Here is an 18628-nt window from a genome sequence, read left to right as displayed (position 1 = left end):
CACCGATTTGATAGCCCACGCTCATAAAAAATCCGTCGTCTTCAGCTCTTGATAATGAAGCTACGAGAGAAAGAGAGAGTAAGAGGGATTTTTTGATTTTCATGTTTTCTCCTTTTATTAGATTTTTGTTGGTTTTGCATTCCCATGATAGTCATGTTTATGAAATTTCGCCATTTTACCATAAAATGCTTATTCTTAACTTAAAATTTATATTTTGAAAAAAAAAAAAACAATTTTAAGTATTTTTTACAATAAAATATCATAGAGCTTGATTTAAGAAAAGGGATTTTATCCGGTTTGAAATCGGTTTTTAAATCTTTGGTTACAATCAAGCCATTCTAATTAAAAAGAGCGACATGTTTGAAAAGATACAAAAAGAATGGTTGAGCAACATTCAAAAAGATTTGTTGTCTGGTTTTGTGGTGGGGCTTTCTGTGATCCCAGAGACGGCCGGTTTTGCGATCATGGTGGGCTTGGATGTGGGCGTGGCGTTTTATACGACCTTTTATATGGCTTTTATTTTGTCTCTTTTTGGGGCTAGAAAGGCGATGATTAGCGCAGCGGCCGGCTCAGTGGCGCTCATTTTAGTGGGCGTGGTTAAAAATTATGGGCTTGAATACGCAGGCGTGGCGACTCTTATGGCAGGAATGTTGCAAATTCTTTTAGGCTATTTGAAAATAGGGAATCTTTTAAAATTTATCCCCCAATCAGTGATGTATGGCTTTGTGAACGCGCTAGGCATTTTGCTTTTAACAGAGCAATTCAAATTCCTTCAAAACCAAAATTTGGAGGTGTTTATCTTACTCGCTGTTGGGATATTGATTATTTACCTCTTCCCTTTAATCACTAAAAAAATTCCCTCTAATTTGATTTGTATCCTTGCAGTGAGCGCGATCGCTTTAATTTTTGATATGCATGCGCCGAATTTGGGGAGTATTGAACAAGGGGTTTCAGGCTTTCATTTTCTCATTATCCCCAAAAATTTGGATTTTAAAATGGTGTTAGAATTGTTGCCTTACGCTCTTTCTTTAGCGCTAGTAGGCACGATAGAAAGCTTATTGACCGCTAAAACTTTAGACGTTATTTTAAAAGACGGCGTGAGCGATAAAAACAAAGAAACTAAAGCGCAAGGCTTGGGGAATATCATTTCAGGGCTTTTGGGGGGAATGACAGGGTGCGCTTTAGTGGGGCAGTCTATCATTAACGCAAAATCCGGGGCCAAAACAAGGCTTTCTACTTTTTTTGCCGGCTTTTCTTTAATGGTGCTAATATTAGTGTTTAATGAATATGTGGTTAAGATCCCCATTGTAGCGGTTGTGGCGGTAATGGTGATGATTTCTTTCACCACTTTTAATTTCCAATCCATTATGAACATTAAAAAAATCAAGCTCTATGACACGCTGAACATGCTCTTAGTCGTGGCGGTGGTTTTATACACGCATAATTTAGCGATAGGGGTTGTGGTGGGGGTGTTAGTCAATGCGTTATGGATCAAATCAAAAGGGATTGCATGAAGTTTTGCTATAAGAAAGAAAAAGATGGGTCAAAAGTATGGCTCCAGATGTAGGATTCGAACCTACGACCAAGCGGTTAACAGCCGCCTACTCTACCGCTGAGCTAATCTGGAATTTCGCTCAAACAAAAAAGAATTTTAGTGTGTTTTTTGTAAAAAGTCAAGTAAAGTGGTGCCGTTATTCATTTTGAGAGCCAAAAAGTTGGCTTTGTTCTCATTAATAATGAGAACCGATTCAATATCAATAAGCCAAAACATAATTGAGATACAAGCTATAAAGTCTTCTATAGGCTAATTTAGCGCCCATGAAAGAATAGTAATTCGTGTTGATGGTGGGGATTTTCACGCCTAATTCAACGCCATGATGAATCCCTTGAAGCCTTAAACCGGTATTGAACAAGAATTGGAAATTAGTGTTGTTGATTTTGGCGCTGTAGGCGCTAGTGGTGGTTTTTAAATTCGCAGATTGGTTATTAAGCCATGTCGTGCCGGCTAGAGCGATGCCCCCAAAAATACCAAAAGAGACTTTGCGGTTTTTATCGGATCCGCCATTGATGAAATTCAATAAAAGATCACTGCCCGCGCCATAGGTGAAAACATTAGAGGCGGAGTTAAAAAAGTTGGATTTGATATACGCATAGTTGTAATCAAAAAAGCCATAATACCGGATCCCAAAAAATTTATTTTTCCCAAAGAATTGCTTATAGCCTAGTTGCACGCCCACGCCATTCATCGCCCCGTTATTGCTTTGAGAGTTGATTAATCCCACGCTTCTAAAGGGGTTATGACCAAACTCTTTGGTGGTGGTTTGGAATTGAGAATATTGGGTTTCGTTGAGAGAATAACTATAGCTAGACCGGCTCACCAAACTTTGAAACCCTTTAGAATTAGGCGTTTTTTGAAGGGTGTTATAGATGGTTTCTAAATTATCCCCTTTGAGGTAAGAGATAGTGTCATTGATAACGCTTGAGACTTGATTGAGATTTTTATTGAAATCAGCGTTGGTAAATGCGTTTTGTTGGTTTGGACTTTCTGGGCTAGTTCTTCGGGCTTGCTCGGCGGCTTTTTTGGCGCTATCAATCATGCTAGTAATAGCACTGAAAGTGTTGCCAAAAATACTGCATGCGTTCCCGCTTGCATTAATGCCCCATGGTTTGCCATTGCCTCCGTCTATTCCTGGGCATTGGCTTTGAAGGGTATTAATAATGGTTCTAGCTTGAGTTAAAAGCTGTTCGTAGTCATTATCAATAGTGGTATTATTGTTGGCTGTGTTTTTATTTTCTAGGGTGTTTTGGAGCAATTGAGAAGTCGCTTTGAGTTTGTCGTATTCACTAGTGGGTAGCGTGCCACTGGCTAAATTAGAGGCTATCACTTGCCACATGCCCACCGCAGAGCTGAGCGCTGAGGACACGGCTTGATTAGCGGTATTTGGGGTCGTTTTCAATCTGCTAGCGCTCTCTTTTAGATTATTAATCGCTTGAGCGGTGCTTGAATCAGTGTTAGAGGCCGTTTGTTTGAGTTCGTTATAGCGGGTTAAAAGATTGTTCAAATTTTCATAAGCGTTGGAGACTTTTTGGATTTCGCCGGTGTTTTTCACCATTTGCGCGGCTTCGCCGATTTGATAGCCCACGCTCATAAAAACGCCGTCATCTTCAGCAAGGAGCGATGACGCTATAAGAGAAAGTAAAATCGTTTTTTTCATAAAATGTTCCTTAAAGTGATGTTTTGTTTGTAAAATCGTATCAAATTGAAACTTTATTTACAATGCGTTTAAATTGTGTCATAAATTTATTAAATTTTTAATAAAATTGAGCAAGAATTAAGAAATTTTGCTTTTTTTTTGGATTTAAAAAAAGGTTTTTGATAGTGAAAAATGTTTTGAGCGCTTTTTAAAATTTATCGCTCAAGGAGATTGGGGCTAAAAATCTTCAAAGCGTTTTGCAAATCTTCTTTGGTGTCAATGCCTATGCTTTCACTTTGAACGATTTTTACTGCAATCTTTTTTTGGTAATACAAAGCCCTTAATTGCTCTAATTTTTCTATTTCCTCTAAAACGCAAGGTTTTAAAGCGCATAATTCTTCTAAGATCTCTCTGCTATGAAACCCATAAATACCGATATGCCCTAAAAGGGGGGGTTGGCGTTTCGCATCAAAATCTCGTAAAAAGGGGATAAGGGAGCGCGAAAAATACAAGGCGTTATTTTGATTGTCTAAAACCACCTTGACTAAATTGGGGCTTTTGGCTTGCTCTTCATCAATGACTTTAGCGCAAGTCGCCATGAAAGGGGCGTTTTGGGTGGCTTCTAATAAGGCTAAAATGACTTCTTTTTCCAAAAAAGGCTCATCGCCTTGCAAGTTTAAAACCCTTTCATCGTTTTTTAACCCTAAAATTTGCGCCGCTTCCAAGCAGCGTTCTGTGCCGCTGTTATGGTGTTTGGAGGTTAGCACCGCTTTAATGCGGAATTTTTGGCATGTTTGCATGATGCTTTCATCATCGCAAGCGACTACGCATTCATCTACTAGATTCGCATTTTTAGCGCAACGGACTACCATAGGCAAGCCAAAAATATCTTCTAGAACTTTATTTTCAAAACGACTGGATTTTAATCTAGCAGGAATGATAATCATCTTTAAACCTTTTTAAGCCTTATGAAAATAGGGGATTTTTATGGTATTATACCCATTTGAAACGCTTATTCCTTTTATTATAGGGATTGAGACTATTGAACTTTAGGAGTTTTTAATGATATTAAGAGCGAGTGTGTTGAGCGCGTTACTTCTTGTAAGTTTAGGGGCAGCCCCTAAACATTCAGTTTCAGCTAATGACAAACGGATGCAGGATAATTTAGTGAGCGTGATTGAAAAACAAACCAATAAAAAGGTGCGTGTTTTAGAGACCAAACCTTTAAAATCCAGCCAGGATTTGAAAATGGTCGTCATTGAAGATCCGGACACTAAATACAATATCCCGCTTGTAGTGAGTAAGGATGGTAATTTAGTCATAGGGCTTGGCGGTATCTTTTTTAGCAATAATAGCGAAGATGTGAAGTTGCTCACAGAGACCAATCAAAAAATCCTAGCCCTTAACACCACCCAGCAAAATAGCGCGAAGTTGAACGCTCTTTTTGATGAAGTGCCGGCTGATTATGTGATAGAGTTGCCCTCTACTAACGCTGAAAATAAGGACAAGATCCTTTATATTGTCTCCGATCCCATGTGTCCGCATTGCCAAAAAGAGCTCACTAAACTCAGGGATCACCTAAAAGAAAACACCGTGAGAATGGTCGTGGTGGGGTGGCTTGGAGTCAATTCGGCTAAAAAAGCGGCTTTGATCCAAGAAGAAATGGCGAAAGCTAGGGCTAGGGGAGCGAGCGTGGAAGATAAGATCTCTATTCTTGAAAAGATTTATTCCACCCAATACGATATTAACGCCCAAAAAGAGCCTGAAGATTTACGCACTAAAGTGGAAAATGTTACGAAAAAGATTTTTGAATCTGGCGTGATTAAGGGCGTGCCTTTCTTATACCATTATAAGGCATGATATAAGGCTACTCTCATGAAAAAACCCTACAGAAAGATTTCTGATTATGCGATCGTGGGTGGTTTGAGTGCGTTGGTGATGGTGAGCATTGTGGGGTGTAAGAGCAATGCTGATGACAAACAAAAAGAGCAAAGCTCTTTGAGCCAGAGCGTTCAAAAAGGCGCGTTTGTGATTTTAGAAGAGCAAAAGGATAAATCTTACAAGGTTGTTGAAGAATACCCCAGCTCAAGAACCCACATTATAGTGCGCGATTTGCAAGGCAATGAACGAGTGCTCAGCAATGAAGAGATTCAAAAGCTCATCAAAGAAGAAGAAGCCAAAATTGATAACGGCACGAGCAAGCTTATCCAGCCTAATAATGGGGGAGGGAGTAATGAAAGCTCAGGCTTTGGCTTGGGGAGCGCGATTTTAGGGAGCGCGGCGGGGGCGATTTTAGGGAGTTATATTGGTAATAAGCTTTTCAATAACCCTAATTACCAGCAAAACGCCCAACGGACCTACAAATCCCCGCAAGCTTACCAACGCTCTCAAAATTCCTTTTCTAAAAGCGCGTCCAGCGCTTCAAGCATGGGCGGAGCGAGTAAGGGACAGAGCGGGTTTTTTGGCTCTAGTAGGCCTACTAGCTCGCCGGCGGTAAGCTCTGGGACAAGGGGCTTTAACTCATAATTTAATCTATTCAAGGCTAAAAAATGCAAGTGATTCCTTTAAAACCTTTAGACAATAAGACTTTAGAAGAAATCGGCTTAGATTGGCACACGAATGATGACATGTCATCTTATATCGCTGATGAAATGGTGGTTGTCTCTCAAAAAGAAGCGGACGCTTATTATGACGCTTGTAATGAGCTTTATGACATGTTTGTAGAGACGGCTGAAGAGGCCATTAAAAACGATCGCTTTTTTGAATTGGATATTCCTAACGCGCTCATTCCTATGATCAAACAGAGTTTTGAAGAAGAAGTGCATTGGCATATTTACGGGCGTTTTGATTTAGCCGGTGGGCTTGATGGCAAGCCCATTAAATTACTGGAATTTAACGCTGATACCCCCACCATGCTCTATGAAACCGCAGTGATTCAATGGGCGTTACTCAAAGCGAATGGTTATGATGAAAACAAGCAATTCAATAACCTTTACGAAGCGCTTGGCGAGAATTTTAAACGCATGGTAACTTTGGGCGAAGACACGAGCCGTTTTGAGGAAATGTATGAGGGGTGGAAAATCCTTTTTTCAAGCGTTAGGGGGAATATTGAAGAAGAGCGCACCATGCGTTTTTTGCAAGACGCTGCTCAGAGCGTGGGGTTTGAAACGGATTTTTCTTACATTGATGAAGTAGAGTTTAATATAGAAGAGGGCGTGTTTAAAAACGGCTTGAATTATGAGTTTTTATTCAAACTGATCCCATGGGAAAACATCGCTATTGATGAGCCAGAATTAGCCCTTTTGATGCAAGGCATGATGGAAAATAAAAACACGATTTTTTTAAACCCGGCTTATACGATCCTTTTCCAATCCAAGCGTTTTTTAAAACTTTTATGGGACAGATACCCCAACCACCCCTTATTGTTAGAAACGAGCTATGAACCTTTAGCCCATAAAAAGCAAATCAAAAAAGTGGCTTTTGGTAGGGAAGGGGCGAATAGTGAAATCTTTGAAGCTTCCATGCAATCGCTTTTAAAAACGGACGGCGTTTATTCTAACCACAAACCCATTTATCAAGAATTTTACGAGCTCAATTCGCATAACGGGTTGTATTATCAGCCTAATGTGTTTTTTGCTTATGAATCTTGCGCGTTAGGGTTTAGAAAAGGGGGGCTAGTCTTGGATAATTTTTCTAAATTCGTGAGCCACAGGTTGCAATAATGACGGCAATGATGCGTTATTTTCACATCTATGCGACCACTTTTTTCTTCCCTTTGGCGCTTCTTTTTGCGGTTAGTGGGCTTTCATTGCTCTTTAAAGTGCGCCAAGACACTGGCGCTAATATCAAAGAGTGGGTTTTAGAAAAATCCTTAAAAAAAGAAGAACGATTGGACTTTTTAAAAGACTTTATAAAAGAAAACCATATCGCTATGCCTAAAAAGATAGAGCCTAGAGAGCATAGGGGAGCGTTAATCATTGGCACGCCTTTGTATGAAATCAACCTTGAAACTAAAGGCGATCAAACAAAAATCAAAACCATTGAAAGGGGTTTTTTAGGTGCGCTCATCATGCTGCATAAGGCTAAGGTGGGTATCGTGTTTCAGGTGCTTTTGGGGATTTTTTGCGTGTTTTTATTGTTGTTTTATTTGAGTGCGTTTTTAATGGTGGCTTTTAAGGACACTAAACGCATGTTTATAAGCGTTTTGATAGGGAGTGTGGTGTTCTTTGGAGCGATCTATTGGTCTTTATAGGGTTTAAAATATCAGCTCTGTTTTGGATATTGGTTATGAAATCTAAAAAATGCTTTTGGGTGTTTTGACAACCAAAATAAAAAAGCTTGCGTAAGCGATAATTTCTCATAACGCACTCTTATGGGGTTAGGGGGATTTTAAAAAAGGGGGTTGTAGGGGAATGATTTCAAAATACCCCTTATCCTTTTATGAGTTTTAAAAACCCCATTTTTTAAAAAATTAAAGAATAACTAAACCAACACAAAAAACCCCTAAAACTCTATCTTTAAACTAAAAGCGTTTTTATCTGTCTCACCTGACAACAATTTTTAAAAGAACGCTTGAAATTTAACTATTTTTCGTTATTTTTGTCAAGTCTTTTTATAGCGTGCACATACCGCTTTGGTTATCGTGTGATTCGCATTTATAGCGTGCTTATAATAATAACCACACAAAAGCCATAAATTGAAGCCATTGGAAAAACACAACCAAACGCATATCTATCCATAGCGCAAAAACACGCTAAAATATTTTTATAGGATTTTAAACCTAAAAACCCACTTCAAGCTAACCTAACAAAAATTTACACTATAAAAACACACTAACAAACACAACCAAACAACCGCAAAAAACATTCAAAAAGTTTTCTTTTTGAAAATAGACAAATCCCTAAAAACACTAAAGATTAAAAATTAATAGGGTGGGTTTCTGCTTTAACTCTTAAAACAGAGCCAAATCTTTGAAAGGTTTTGAGTCAAACACGATGATAATTTAGGGGGTTGGTTAAATTTTCAATACCCCCTGAGTTTAGTGAGGTTTTCGCATGCTTGTTTCATGCCCAATTTACAGCCCTTGTCATAAATCATTATGGCGTTTTCTTTATCTTTCATGTTGTAATACATGCCCGCTAGAGCGAAGCAACCCACTTCATCGCCCATATCGCAACCCCTTTCATAATTATCAAGGGCTTTCCTCAAGTCTTTTGGAACAGCGTCCCCTTGGGAATACATAAAGCCCATCCTGGAGCAACTCACCGCACTCCCCATATCGCATGCCTGTTTGAAATAATTGAAAGCCTTTTGGGGATCTTTTTTGACATACCTGCCCAACATATACATAGAGCCTAAACTCGCGCAACCACCAGAGTTGTTTAATTCGCAAGCTTTTTGCAAATAATCAAACGCCACTTCAAAATCTTCATCAAGCCCTGCATCGCCATTTTCAAACAAACTCCCTAACGCGCGGCAAGCCTGCCCATCATCTAATCGGCATGCTTTCAAATAATAGATGACGGCTTTATGGTTGCTTTGTTTGACTTCTAAAAAGCCTTTTTCATAAGCCACGCCTAAAACATAACACCCCTTAGCCATATCAAAATTACAGCTTTTTTGGTAGTAGGTAACCGCTTGATCGGCATTGCCTTTGATTTTTCTATCATAAATAATGCCTAAATTGTAGCAACTCTCAGGGTGTTTTAAAACGCACGCCTTAGCGTAAGCATCAATGGCCTCTTGATAATTTTGAGTCGTGCCTAACCCCTCATCATAAAGCCCCCCTAAACCAAAACACCCTTCCCTATCATCAGCCTGGCATGCGGTTTTATAACATTCTAGGGCTTTTTTATAATCTATTCTAGTGCCTTGCCCGTTTTCATAAATGATTCCTAATTGCGTGCAACCTTCACTCACCCCATCGTTGCATGCTTTTTTAAAATAAGATGTAGCTTTAGAATAATTCCCGCTTTTATAGGCTCTTTCAGCAACCCCCAAAAAACTATTGTCTTGTTTCCCCCATAAATGGGCATTCAAGCTCCAAAAAAATAACCCACAAACTAATATTTTTAAAATTTTGACACTCATTCCTACCTTCTTTTAAATTCTGATTTTTAGAACCCTCTTTAATCAAAACAAAAAATGCAACGCTCCATTTTAGCATAAATCAAGCGCTTTGATTAAGGCTTAGGAGAATCCTTATGCTCTTCTTTATGCTCTAAAGAGGTGATATAAAGGTAAATCGCTTGGATTTCTTCTAAATTGAGATTGTATTTAGGCATCATGCCTTTGCCTAAACTCAAGGCGTCTTTAAAGGTTTTAAAATCTAAATGGTTGATTTTAGGGGCGTAGAGGATTTTTTTTTCGCCTTTTTCATAATAAAAGGTGATTTCTTGTTTTTCGCCTTTAATGCCATGGCATTTCGCACACGCAACACCCCTAGGGTTTTTATAAAGAGCCATCCCGTATTCTAAATCAGAGATGAAATCCGCTTCTTTAGCGTTCAAGCTTAGCAAACTCAAACCTAACGCGATCAATAAACGCATTAAAACAACTGTGCCTTTTCTAAAATCTCTTTCGCCCCGCTTTGTAAAAATTCTTCTAAAAGCTCTTGAACTAAATCAAACGCCTTAGTTTTATCCCCTTGCTTTTCTTTAGTGATGACTTCTTTCCCATTAGGCAAGCCCAAAACCGCTTGGATTTTAACCCTATCGCCCATTAAACTCGCATGCACGCCAATAGGGATCTGACACCCTCCATTAAGCCCTTTGATAAATTCCCTTTCTAAATGGCAGCAAAACGCGCTTTCTTCATCGTTGAGTTTTTGGAGCGTAATAAAATGCTTGTGGTTTTTGAGCATTTCTACCCCTAAAGCCCCCTGACCCATGCTAGGAATCATTTCTTCTACGCTAAAAGCCTTGCGGTATTTCGCCCCTTGAACATTTAAGCGGCACAACCCGGCTTCAGCCAAAATGATAGCGTCAAATTCTCCGCATTCAAGCTTTTTCAAACGGGTTTGGACATTCCCCCTCAAGCTTTCTGTGTCTAGATCCTGGCGCTTCAGTTTGATTTGCATGGAGCGCCTTAAAGAAGTCGTGCCAACCTTGGCTCCTTTAGGCAAGCTCATCAAATCAGGGAATTTCACGCTCAAAAAAGTGTCCCTCACATCAGCCCTTTTGGTGATGCAAGCTAAATCCAACCCTTTTTCAAACATGACCGGCACGTCTTTTAAAGAATGCACCGCCAAATCAATTTCGCCCTTTAAAAGCAATTCTTCCAATTCCTTAGTGAATAGCCCCTTACCGCCAATCTTATTTAAAGGCGCGTCTAAGATTTTATCGCCCGTGGTTTTAACGATTTGAATCTCGCTTTCCATAGAGCATTCTTTTTTCAGGCGTTCTTTAATGTGATTCGCTTGCCATAAGGCCAGTTCGCTCCCCCTAGAGCCAATCACTAAATTTCCCACTCAATCCCCCTTATTCGCTCTCTAACATTTCTAAAATTTTTTCTTCTAATTCAATGTCTTTGATCGTTTGTTTTTCTAAATTAGTGCGTTTGATGCATTCAAATTCTTTACTCTCTAAAGTTTGCTTCCCAACAATCAGCGCCAATCGCTCCCCAATCAATTCAAAATCCCTCATCTTCGCCCCAAAACGCGCGTCTCTGTCATCTAACAACACGTCAACGCCCTTTTGGAGTAGCCTTTCATGCACTTCAAAAGCGAGTTTTTTTTGCGCTTCATCTTTCAAATTAGAAACCACGATCACCACATCAAAAGGAGCGGTATTTTTCGTCCACACACAGCCTAGCTCATCGCTTTTTTGCTCTAAAATCGCGCTGAGCAATCTACTAATGCCTATCCCATAGCACCCCATTTCAAAAAATCGCTCCTTGCCATTCTTATCCAAGAAACTCGCTTTCAAGCTTTTAGCATAGCCTTGCCCGAGTTTGAAAATATGCCCCACTTCCAAACTCTTATGGTATTTCAACGCTCCTTGACAATTAGGGCAACAATCGCTCTCTTTAACCTGGACAATATCCGCATAAACAAGGTTTTCAAACCCTTTTAAATCCACGCCCACCGCATGAAAATCCTTTTCATTAGCCCCAACGATCAAGCAATCGCTATCTTTTAAATCTCCATCAAAAATGATATAAGAAACATGCTTTTTCAAGCCATAAGGCCCTATAAAGCCCGCTATTAACCCTGCTTTATTTAAATCTTCTTCATTGGCCTCTCTCAATTCTAAAGCGTTCGCCCCTATAATGTTCAAGGCGTTCAGGGCTTTAGTTTCTTCTAAAGTATCATCGCCTCTAACAAAAAAGCACGCTAGAGTTTCTCTATCTTTATGGATCACTTTTCTAACAAGCGCTTTTAAAATAAAATAAGGCTCTGTTTTAAAAAATTCCGCCACGCTTTGAGCGCTAGTGGTATTAGGGGTAGGGAATTTCGCTAATTGCGCTTTGGGGACATTTAAAGGCTCAGGTCTTTTAGAGCGTTTAGCGATTTCAATGTTGGCGGCATAATCGCAATTTTGACACACCACGATCGTGTCTTCCCCGCATTCTGTTAAAACGACAAATTCCCTGCTTTTACTCCCTCCAATCGCCCCACTATCCGCTTCCACGATGCGAAAATCCAAACCCAAATCGCTTAAAATCTCTTTATAAGCGTTTTGCGTGTTTAAAAATTCCTTATCCAAGCTTTCAGCGTCTTCATGAAAGCTATAACCATCTTTCATGATAAATTCCCTCGCTCTCACCAACCCGAATCGTGGGCGGATTTCATCACGGAATTTCGTGTGGATTTGATAGAGATGCACGGGCAATTGCTTGTAACTTTTAATGAAATTAGCGACAATTTCGGTGATATTTTCTTCTAAAGTGGGGCTTAAAACAAAATCATTGTCTTTTCGGTCTTTAAAAACCAGTAATTCCTTGCCGTATTTATCCAAACGGCCTGATTTTTCCCACAAACTCGCCAAAACCACAAAACTCATTAAAATATTTTGCGCCCCATGCTCTTGCATGCGTTTGTGCGTGATGTTTTCTATTTTGTCTAGCACTTTTTTAGCTAAGGGCAAAAAATTATAAATCCCGCTGCCTACTTGATAAATGTATCCTGCTTGAGCTAGGTGCTTATGGCTTTTTAACACGGCATCTTTTGGGGGTTCTTTGAGAGTGGGGGCAAAGAGTTTTGAAAACAGCATGCATTATTCCTCGTAATATTCGCATTTATAGAGATTCAAATTCTGGACATGATTAGCACTAGATTTGTCTAAATTAAACAAGTTTTTAATCGCACCCACAAGCACATCAGATTCTTCTTTTTGGGCGTTCTTTTTTAAAGCAATAGTAGGGTGGTGTAAAAAAGTATTGAAAGCGTTGTGCAAGATCTTTTCAATATTGCTTTCGTATTCTTTAGGCACATAGCGTTTTTTAAGCGCTTTTTGTAATTCCTTTTGGGCTGAAATCCTGGCTAATTCCCTTAAATCCTTAATCAAAGGCTCTACTTCTAAACTTTGGATCCATTGGTAAAACTCCATTGTGGCAAGCCCTACAATTTCATAAGCTTTTGTCCGGCTCTCTTGCCTGTTTTCCACATTTTCTTTCACCATAGGCTCTAAATCATCAACGCTGTATAAAAAAATATTATTGAATATCGGCTTTTCAATATTTCGTGGCACGGCTAAATCAAACCAAAAACGCCTGAAAATCGTTTCTTTTACCATAAAATTTTGCACGATAAAATTCGGCGAAGAAGTGGCGCAAAAAAGCAATGCGTATTCGTTGATATGAGCGTTTAAATTTTCTATATTTTGGAAGCTCGCTTTTTTAGGCTCTTCTAATTCTTTGACAAAATCTTCAAATTTAGCCGCATTACGCCCTAAAATAAGCACTTCAAATTGCTTGTTTAAAAGGTGCTTGATGACTAATTGAGCCATTTCGCCAAGCCCTATCACAAGGGCTTTTTTATCTTTAATCCTTTCTTTTTCAAAAATACTAAGCGCTTCTTTGACCGCCACTGAAGAGATGGAAACCCCTTGTTTGGAAATACCGGTTAAATTGCGCACTTTAGCGGCGCATTTGAAAGCAAAATGGAGCAATCGGGTTAAATCTTTGGAGCAAAATTTCTCTTCAAAAGCGAATTTATAAGCGTTTTTCATTTGCCCTGTGATTTGAGTTTCCCCCACCACTAGGCTATCCAAACTGCTGCACACGCTAAAGACATGATGGACTGCGCTTTCATCAGTATTGATTAAAACGCATTTTTCTAAATCAGACACGCTCATTTTTTTATTTTGAGCCAAAATTTTTAATAGTGTGCTTTTTTGTTCATGAGTATTAGCGCCGTGTTTTAGGCTCGCATAGATTTCAAAGCGATTGCATGTGGATAACACCATGCACTCTTTGATGTTAGGGCAGTGGGTTTTAATGGTTTGTAAAAATTCTTTAAGCATTATGGGCGAATTGATAGCGAGTTTTTCTCGCATTTCTAAGCTCATGCTTTTGTGCGTAAAGGCTAGGGTGAAATATTTTGACAAATGAGTTTCTAACTCCATTAAAAAGTCCTATAAATGACATCTTGCGCTAGTTTTTCTAAAATCAAATTGTTTTCCCCTTTAATGGCTTCAAGGGCCTTTTTAGAATAAACTTGAGCGATCTTAAGGGTTTCTTCTATGATACCATATTGCTTGAATTTTTCCTTAGTCCATTCTATGATTTCATGGCTATCTTGTTTAAAATAAGAAATTAAAAGCCCTTGCTCGTTCTTATTGAGTTTTTCATATAAAAGCAAGTAGGGTAAAGTGGTTTTGCCTTCTTTAAAATCGCTAAAATTGGGCTTACCTAGAGTTTTGGCGTCTTGAGTGATGTCTAATAAATCGTCAATGATTTGAAACGCCATGCCAAAATGCAATCCAAAATCCGCATACATTTTGGTGTCTTTATTCAAAAGAATCGCCATGCTCTTTAAGCTCGCTTCTATGAAATGAGCGGTCTTGTCTTCTAAAATACGCCAGTATTTTTGTTTGTCACTATTAAAACTTTCCCCCACAAACACATCTTCAATCTCGCCCCTAGAGAGCCTTAAAACCGCATTAGAGAGGATTTGAGCGATTGCTTCGCCCATTTTAGATAATTCAAAAAAGGCTTTGGAATAAAACACATCCCCAAGCATCACAGCGTTAAAATTCCCAAAAAGAGCGTTAATGCTAGGGAGTTTTCGGCGCATGGTCGCTTTGTCAATCACATCATCATGCAATAAAGAAGCGGTCTGTATCATTTCCACAATCGCGCACAAATTGAAGGCTTTATCCAATAAAATAGCGTCTGTTTTTTCGTCTAACAAAGCGAGCATGAGTTTGGAGCGCAGCATTTTTGAAGGGCCAATCTTAGAAAACAATGCATCTATAAAGCCGCTTTCAATTTCTTTGATCCAAGAAGCGATTCTATTTTGAATGGCTTGAAGTTGTTTTTCTTGCATGCAAATTCCTTAAGGCTCTTTAGGGGAAAAAACAAGGGGCATAAGGGCTAAAAATCTTAAAGTGGCTTTATCTTCTTTAAAATCTTTAAACACAAGCGACAGAGTGCTGTTAGAAGAAAAGTTTTTTTCAAAAACTTTGAGGTTATAGGTGTTTCTCGCATGATCGGTGTATAAAATAAACTGGTAGGGGAAATGGTTAAAACGCATGTTGATGACTAAACCTTTATTTGCATATAGCGTCCAATAGAGTGTGATTTCTTTGGTTTGTTCATTTGAAGTGTCTTTGATGATCGCTTTAAACGCTTCATCTTTTTTTAATTCTAGCGTTTTATCTATCCCATAATCAAGCCCAAACGCTTTTAAAAAAAAGAGGAATATCAAGCCATAGCGGATAAGCTCATTCATTCCCGCTGAGAATATTCGCCATGGATTGGATCACAATGTCTGTTTTTCTGCTCTCTATTTTTTGCTGCAACTCTTCATCCATTCTTAAAGCTTTAGCGAAAGATTCAAACTTTTCTTCCAAGTCTTCTTTTTCTATAAAAGTTTCCAAAAGAGCCAAAAGCTCTAAAAGCCTTTCTAGCTCTTTTTTAGAAAGCTTTTTACTCGCATGAAAAATAATGTCATTCCACTTGTCTAAGGGGTTTCCCTCAAAAATTTCAAGCTCGCTGTAATCTCTCATGCTGGCTTCTTTATTATTAGCTTAAGCCAAATGGGCTTCTAGCATCCAAATGGATTTTTGCAACTTGGCCAATTGATCGTCCGCATAAGTTACGGTGACTTTATCGCCTTCTTTTTCAGCGGTGTTAGAAAGCTCTTTAAATTCTTTTTCTAGGTGTTTGTAATCGCCTAGAATTTCTTTAAAGATGTCCTTAGAATGGAAACTTGTTTTAGTTTCTTCTTTAACACGAGTGAGTTTGAGCGCTTCGGATAAAGTGACTAAGGGGTGATGCCCTAATTGAGCGATTCTTTCAGCGAGATCATCAAACATGTCCGCAAATTCTTCATAAATTTCTTCAGTGGCTTTATGCACATTGAAAAAATCGGTGCCTTTCACATTCCAATGGAAGTTATGCACTTTCATAAATAACACGATCGCATCCGCTTGCAAATGTTTTAAAATTTCAAATGTTTTCATCAAAAGTCCTTTTTTTTAAATTTAACTTAGGTTTTTATTTTTCATAAAAACCTTGAACGCTATCCTACACCAAAAGAGTTAATGAAAAATTGTTTTGATCTTATTTTTGTCAAAAACTGATAAACCCTATTCAATTTAATATTCTTTAATCTTTTTAAAATTTTGTTTTATCGTAAAACTCATTTTTTAAGGGGGGATAATTATCCAAATTAAGAAGCGTTAAGAATCCTAATTTCAAAGGTTTTTTCTTGATTTTCTAATAGCACAATGCTCCCTTCATGGGCTTTAACGACTTGTAAAGACAGGGCTAACCCTAGGCCATTACCCTTTAATTTAGTGGTTTCAAAAGGCTCAAATAAAGCGCTTTTGTTTTCCACTTCCTTGCCGTTATCAATAATGGTGAAGACGATAAATTCATTTTGAATGAACGCTTCAATCTTCACCTGCCCCTGTTCGCTCTCTTCTAAGGCTTCAATCGCATCAATAGCGTTATACAAGAAGTTTTGTAACACAATCCCCATTAAATCAAAGTCAAAAAACCCTTCTTCATCGCTAAAATTAAAAAGAAAATCAATGTCTTTAGAGTAAGTGTAGCAATTTAGGGCTTCTTTGAGATCGCTCTCTAGCGTTTTTAAACTTTGCTTGGTGCGGTTGGCTTGAATGCCTTTAGAAAAAAGCAAGGTGGCTTTAATGATCCTTTCTACGCGCCATAAAGCTTTTTGCAATTCCACAACAATGGGCTTAGTCTTTTCGTTCGCATGCTTTAATAACACCGAAGCTAAAAGAGAGATAGAGCCTACGGGGTTTCTGATCTCATGGGCTAAATGCGCTGAAATTTTCCCCATAGAAGCGAGCCGCTCTTGGCGTTTTTGAGCGCTAATATCGGTTGCGGTGATGATTTGCTTGCCTTGAATGCTGTTTTGCTGGACTAAATAGCTTTTATTTTCATGTTCAATTTCGGTGTTAAAATTTTCTAATTTAGCCTTATTGAACACCTCATGGCTTTGATTGGCTAGAGAATTTTTATAAAAAAAGCTCCCGTTTTCATTCATCACCCAAATCGCTTGCGGTAAAATCTCTATGACCCATTCATAAAGGGCTTTATAATCCTTAAACTCCTTTTCCACCTTGTAGCTTTGTAAAATGAATTGGTTTAAAAGCCCTAGCAATTCTTGCATGTCTTTTTTGTTGGAAAAATTCTCTAATAAATCTTCGCTCTCTTTGGGTTTAAAATTTTCTAATGAAATCACATTGTCTTCTTTTTTTAACAACCCCTTGAAAGAAGAAGCCTTATTAGAGCGTTTCAAAGGGGAGTTTTTTAAATAAGGGCGTTTTAAACGCTTGGATTTTTTCATGGTTTTTGTTTTTCTTGCTCTTTTAAGAAATTAAACAGCATTTCGCTATAACCAAAATTCCCGCTCAATTCTTTAGAAAGCGTGTCCTTATACATGGATGTGTAAATCTCATCGCCTGGGGCTTTAGGATACAAAGGGTTATCCATTTTCATAGCCGTATCTAGCATGAATTTTAAAAGCAACGCTTCAAAAGAATCGGTTTGTTCTTTGAGGAGCTTGTCGTTTTTAGTTTGAGCTAGCACTTTTAATTTCTCTTCGCTCGCTAATTTAGAAACATGGTATTGCTCTAACATGGCTTTATTGTTGTTTATCATAGTACCTCCATTTCAGCGCTAATCGCGCCACTTTTTTTTAGGGCTTGTAAGATTGAAACCATCCCTTTAGCGCTCACGCCAATTTTTTGTAAGGCTTTTACCACCCCGGCAATGGTGATGTTTTTCCCGTTAGAGCTCAGTGTGTTGTGAGCGGTGTCTAAGGACATGTTATTGTCTAAATCCTGCGTGTTTTTAGAGTCATTTAAAGGCTCTTTAGTGATTTTAAGCGTGATGTCTTGGCTTGTAACCACTATCGGATGCACTATTATATCCACTCCTGAAACGATCGTGCCTGATTTTTCATCTACAATGATTTTATTTTTCGCGCTGTAATTAATAGGGATTTCTTGCACTAAAGCTAAAAACTCCACCATAGAAAGACGCTCTGGGCGGGTGATTTGAATGGTTTTTGGATCTAGTGCTATGGCTACTTTATTACCAAATACCTTATTTAAAGTGTTTTGCACTTGGATAGCGTTTTTAAAATTGGGTTTTTTCAGGCTTAAAGTCATGGCGTTTTTATGGAACAAATCATACGAAACTTCCCTTTCAATAGTCGCTCCGTTGATGATATTGGCTGAGAGCAAGTTATTAGAATTACCCGAAACGATAGCCCCTTGAGCGAGGGCGTAAATATTCCCATCTACCGCATTTAAAGGGGTCATCACCAAAGTCCCTCCTTGAATGGATTTTGCATCCCCAATAGAAGAAATGTGAATATCAATCTTATCGCCCTGTCTTGCAAAGGGGGGCAAGGAGGCTGTAATCATCACGGCAGCGACATTTTTAGATTTAATATCATCTGCAGAGATCTTAACATTCACGCTCTCTAGCATGTTAGAAATGGATTGCATGGTGAATTTTGAGCCGGACTTATCCCCTGTGCCATTTAAGCCAATCACAAGCCCATAGCCAATCAGCTGGTTATCCCTTACGCCTACCACGCTCGCTATATCGCCTATTTTTTCGGCCAAAAGCTTATGGAAGGCTAATACAAAAATAAGCCACAAAAACACCCGTTTCAATCAAACCCTTTCTTTATTCCTTAATTCTAATTATTTTAGCATAAGCCTTTTATAAAAACTTTAATCCTAATTGAGCGTATTTTTATGCTATACTCAAAAATCTTATAAACTTTA

The 18628-nt window shown here is 38.6% G+C and carries 19 protein-coding genes and 1 tRNA gene; 5 read left to right on the top strand and 15 right to left on the bottom strand.

Features of this window, described 5'->3' with window-relative positions; genetic code table 11:
- Positions 1-356 precede the first annotated feature (356 nt).
- Complete coding sequence (locus EAL44_RS06155) at positions 357-1514, top strand: SulP family inorganic anion transporter (RefSeq protein WP_162970379.1); 1158 nt, start codon at positions 357-359, stop codon at positions 1512-1514.
- 38 nt (positions 1515-1552) lie between these two features.
- Here EAL44_RS06155 and EAL44_RS06150 read toward each other — a convergent pair.
- The 3 genes from EAL44_RS06150 to kdsB all read right to left on the bottom strand — a co-directional run bounded on the left by EAL44_RS06150 (position 1553) and on the right by kdsB (position 4141).
- Positions 1553-1627, bottom strand: a tRNA-Asn gene (locus EAL44_RS06150).
- Positions 1628-1754: 127 nt separating this feature from the next.
- Positions 1755-3215, bottom strand: coding sequence for a porin HopA (gene hopA / locus EAL44_RS06145; protein WP_121075878.1), 1461 nt, complete (start codon positions 3213-3215; stop codon positions 1755-1757).
- Positions 3216-3409: 194 nt separating this feature from the next.
- Positions 3410-4141, bottom strand: coding sequence for a 3-deoxy-manno-octulosonate cytidylyltransferase (gene kdsB / locus EAL44_RS06140; RefSeq protein ID WP_121075876.1), 732 nt, complete (start codon positions 4139-4141; stop codon positions 3410-3412).
- 115 nt (positions 4142-4256) lie between these two features.
- Here kdsB and dsbK point away from each other — a divergent pair, with 115 nt between their 5' ends.
- From dsbK to EAL44_RS06120, 4 genes are read left to right on the top strand one after another with little or no spacing between them, the layout of a single operon-like run.
- Entirely contained in the window at positions 4257-5054 is a 798-nt protein-coding gene (gene dsbK, locus EAL44_RS06135) for a protein disulfide-isomerase DsbK (protein WP_121075874.1), read from the top strand.
- 15 nt (positions 5055-5069) lie between these two features.
- Complete coding sequence (locus EAL44_RS06130) at positions 5070-5720, top strand: UPF0323 family lipoprotein (protein ID WP_121075872.1); 651 nt, start codon at positions 5070-5072, stop codon at positions 5718-5720.
- A gap of 23 nt (positions 5721-5743) precedes the next feature.
- A complete protein-coding gene (locus tag EAL44_RS06125) occupies positions 5744-6916 on the top strand; it encodes a glutathionylspermidine synthase family protein (protein ID WP_078243014.1) in 1173 nt (390 codons plus the stop codon).
- Entirely contained in the window at positions 6916-7446 is a 531-nt protein-coding gene (locus EAL44_RS06120; protein ID WP_121075870.1) for a PepSY-associated TM helix domain-containing protein, read from the top strand. Before EAL44_RS06125 ends, EAL44_RS06120 begins: the two co-directional genes overlap by 1 nt.
- 770 nt (positions 7447-8216) lie before the next feature.
- On the opposite strand, the gene hcpE is transcribed toward EAL44_RS06120, so the two are convergent.
- The 12 genes from hcpE to EAL44_RS06060 form a co-directional block, all read right to left on the bottom strand.
- Positions 8217-9284 carry a Sel1-like repeat protein HcpE gene (gene hcpE, locus EAL44_RS06115; protein ID WP_121075868.1) on the bottom strand — a complete coding sequence of 356 codons (1068 nt, stop codon included), beginning with the start codon at positions 9282-9284 and terminating at the stop codon, positions 8217-8219.
- A 92-nt stretch (positions 9285-9376) separates the two neighbouring features.
- Positions 9377-9742, bottom strand: a complete 366-nt coding sequence (locus EAL44_RS06110; protein WP_040163727.1) for a c-type cytochrome — start codon at positions 9740-9742, stop codon at positions 9377-9379.
- Positions 9742-10662: a hydroxymethylbilane synthase gene (hemC, locus tag EAL44_RS06105; RefSeq protein WP_121075866.1), complete on the bottom strand. Its 921-nt coding sequence runs from the start codon at positions 10660-10662 to the stop codon at positions 9742-9744. Before hemC ends, EAL44_RS06110 begins: the two co-directional genes overlap by 1 nt.
- 10 nt (positions 10663-10672) lie before the next feature.
- Positions 10673-12406 (bottom strand): proline--tRNA ligase, encoded by a 1734-nt coding sequence (proS, locus tag EAL44_RS06100; protein WP_121075864.1) that lies wholly within the window; start codon positions 12404-12406, stop codon positions 10673-10675.
- A gap of 3 nt (positions 12407-12409) precedes the next feature.
- Entirely contained in the window at positions 12410-13759 is a 1350-nt protein-coding gene (gene hemA, locus EAL44_RS06095) for a glutamyl-tRNA reductase (protein ID WP_121075862.1), read from the bottom strand.
- A complete protein-coding gene (locus tag EAL44_RS06090; RefSeq protein WP_121075860.1) occupies positions 13759-14682 on the bottom strand; it encodes a polyprenyl synthetase family protein in 924 nt (307 codons plus the stop codon). The genes hemA and EAL44_RS06090 overlap by 1 nt, the downstream gene beginning before the upstream one ends.
- Before the next feature lie 9 nt (positions 14683-14691).
- Entirely contained in the window at positions 14692-15087 is a 396-nt protein-coding gene (locus EAL44_RS06085; RefSeq protein ID WP_121075858.1) for a hypothetical protein, read from the bottom strand.
- The gene (locus tag EAL44_RS06080; RefSeq protein ID WP_001206051.1) at positions 15080-15364 is read right to left on the bottom strand and encodes a DUF2018 family protein; all 285 of its coding nucleotides are present in this window, start codon (positions 15362-15364) and stop codon (positions 15080-15082) included. Before EAL44_RS06080 ends, EAL44_RS06085 begins: the two co-directional genes overlap by 8 nt.
- Before the next feature lie 21 nt (positions 15365-15385).
- Complete coding sequence (gene dps, locus EAL44_RS06075) at positions 15386-15820, bottom strand: DNA starvation/stationary phase protection protein (protein ID WP_000846455.1); 435 nt, start codon at positions 15818-15820, stop codon at positions 15386-15388.
- Between the two features lie 209 nt (positions 15821-16029).
- The gene (flgS, locus tag EAL44_RS06070) at positions 16030-17175 is read right to left on the bottom strand and encodes an acid survival sensor histidine kinase (RefSeq protein ID WP_121075856.1); all 1146 of its coding nucleotides are present in this window, start codon (positions 17173-17175) and stop codon (positions 16030-16032) included.
- Positions 17172-17489: a hypothetical protein gene (locus EAL44_RS06065; RefSeq protein WP_121075854.1), complete on the bottom strand. Its 318-nt coding sequence runs from the start codon at positions 17487-17489 to the stop codon at positions 17172-17174. Before EAL44_RS06065 ends, flgS begins: the two co-directional genes overlap by 4 nt.
- Positions 17486-18514 carry a flagellar basal body P-ring protein FlgI gene (locus EAL44_RS06060; RefSeq protein WP_121075852.1) on the bottom strand — a complete coding sequence of 343 codons (1029 nt, stop codon included), beginning with the start codon at positions 18512-18514 and terminating at the stop codon, positions 17486-17488. The genes EAL44_RS06065 and EAL44_RS06060 overlap by 4 nt, the downstream gene beginning before the upstream one ends.
- Positions 18515-18628: the final 114 nt, after the last annotated feature.

The organism is Helicobacter pylori (assembly GCF_003637685.1).
Lineage (GTDB): Bacteria > Campylobacterota > Campylobacteria > Campylobacterales > Helicobacteraceae > Helicobacter > Helicobacter pylori_CJ.
Note: the sequence above shows the minus strand (reverse complement) of the source record. Positions and strands in the feature narration are given on the sequence as shown.

Bases quoted from the DNA above. Each gene is read 5' to 3' on its own strand.
- hopA (WP_121075878.1), bottom strand. From the start codon at position 3,215: ATGAAAAAAACGATTTTACTTTCTCTTATAGCGTCATCGCTCCTTGCT.
- dsbK (WP_121075874.1), top strand. From the start codon at position 4,257: ATGATATTAAGAGCGAGTGTGTTGAGCGCGTTACTTCTTGTAAGTTTA.
- EAL44_RS06090 (WP_121075860.1), bottom strand. From the start codon at position 14,682: ATGCAAGAAAAACAACTTCAAGCCATTCAAAATAGAATCGCTTCTTGG.
- EAL44_RS06085 (WP_121075858.1), bottom strand. From the start codon at position 15,087: ATGAATGAGCTTATCCGCTATGGCTTGATATTCCTCTTTTTTTTAAAA.
- EAL44_RS06125 (WP_078243014.1), top strand. From the start codon at position 5,744: ATGCAAGTGATTCCTTTAAAACCTTTAGACAATAAGACTTTAGAAGAA.
- EAL44_RS06130 (WP_121075872.1), top strand. From the start codon at position 5,070: ATGAAAAAACCCTACAGAAAGATTTCTGATTATGCGATCGTGGGTGGT.
- hcpE (WP_121075868.1), bottom strand. From the start codon at position 9,284: ATGAGTGTCAAAATTTTAAAAATATTAGTTTGTGGGTTATTTTTTTGG.
- hemA (WP_121075862.1), bottom strand. From the start codon at position 13,759: ATGGAGTTAGAAACTCATTTGTCAAAATATTTCACCCTAGCCTTTACG.
- EAL44_RS06120 (WP_121075870.1), top strand. From the start codon at position 6,916: ATGACGGCAATGATGCGTTATTTTCACATCTATGCGACCACTTTTTTC.
- kdsB (WP_121075876.1), bottom strand. From the start codon at position 4,141: ATGATTATCATTCCTGCTAGATTAAAATCCAGTCGTTTTGAAAATAAA.
- dps (WP_000846455.1), bottom strand. From the start codon at position 15,820: ATGAAAACATTTGAAATTTTAAAACATTTGCAAGCGGATGCGATCGTG.
- EAL44_RS06110 (WP_040163727.1), bottom strand. From the start codon at position 9,742: ATGCGTTTATTGATCGCGTTAGGTTTGAGTTTGCTAAGCTTGAACGCT.
- EAL44_RS06080 (WP_001206051.1), bottom strand. From the start codon at position 15,364: ATGAGAGATTACAGCGAGCTTGAAATTTTTGAGGGAAACCCCTTAGAC.
- EAL44_RS06065 (WP_121075854.1), bottom strand. From the start codon at position 17,489: ATGATAAACAACAATAAAGCCATGTTAGAGCAATACCATGTTTCTAAA.
- EAL44_RS06155 (WP_162970379.1), top strand. From the start codon at position 357: ATGTTTGAAAAGATACAAAAAGAATGGTTGAGCAACATTCAAAAAGAT.
- proS (WP_121075864.1), bottom strand. From the start codon at position 12,406: ATGCTGTTTTCAAAACTCTTTGCCCCCACTCTCAAAGAACCCCCAAAA.
- flgS (WP_121075856.1), bottom strand. From the start codon at position 17,175: ATGAAAAAATCCAAGCGTTTAAAACGCCCTTATTTAAAAAACTCCCCT.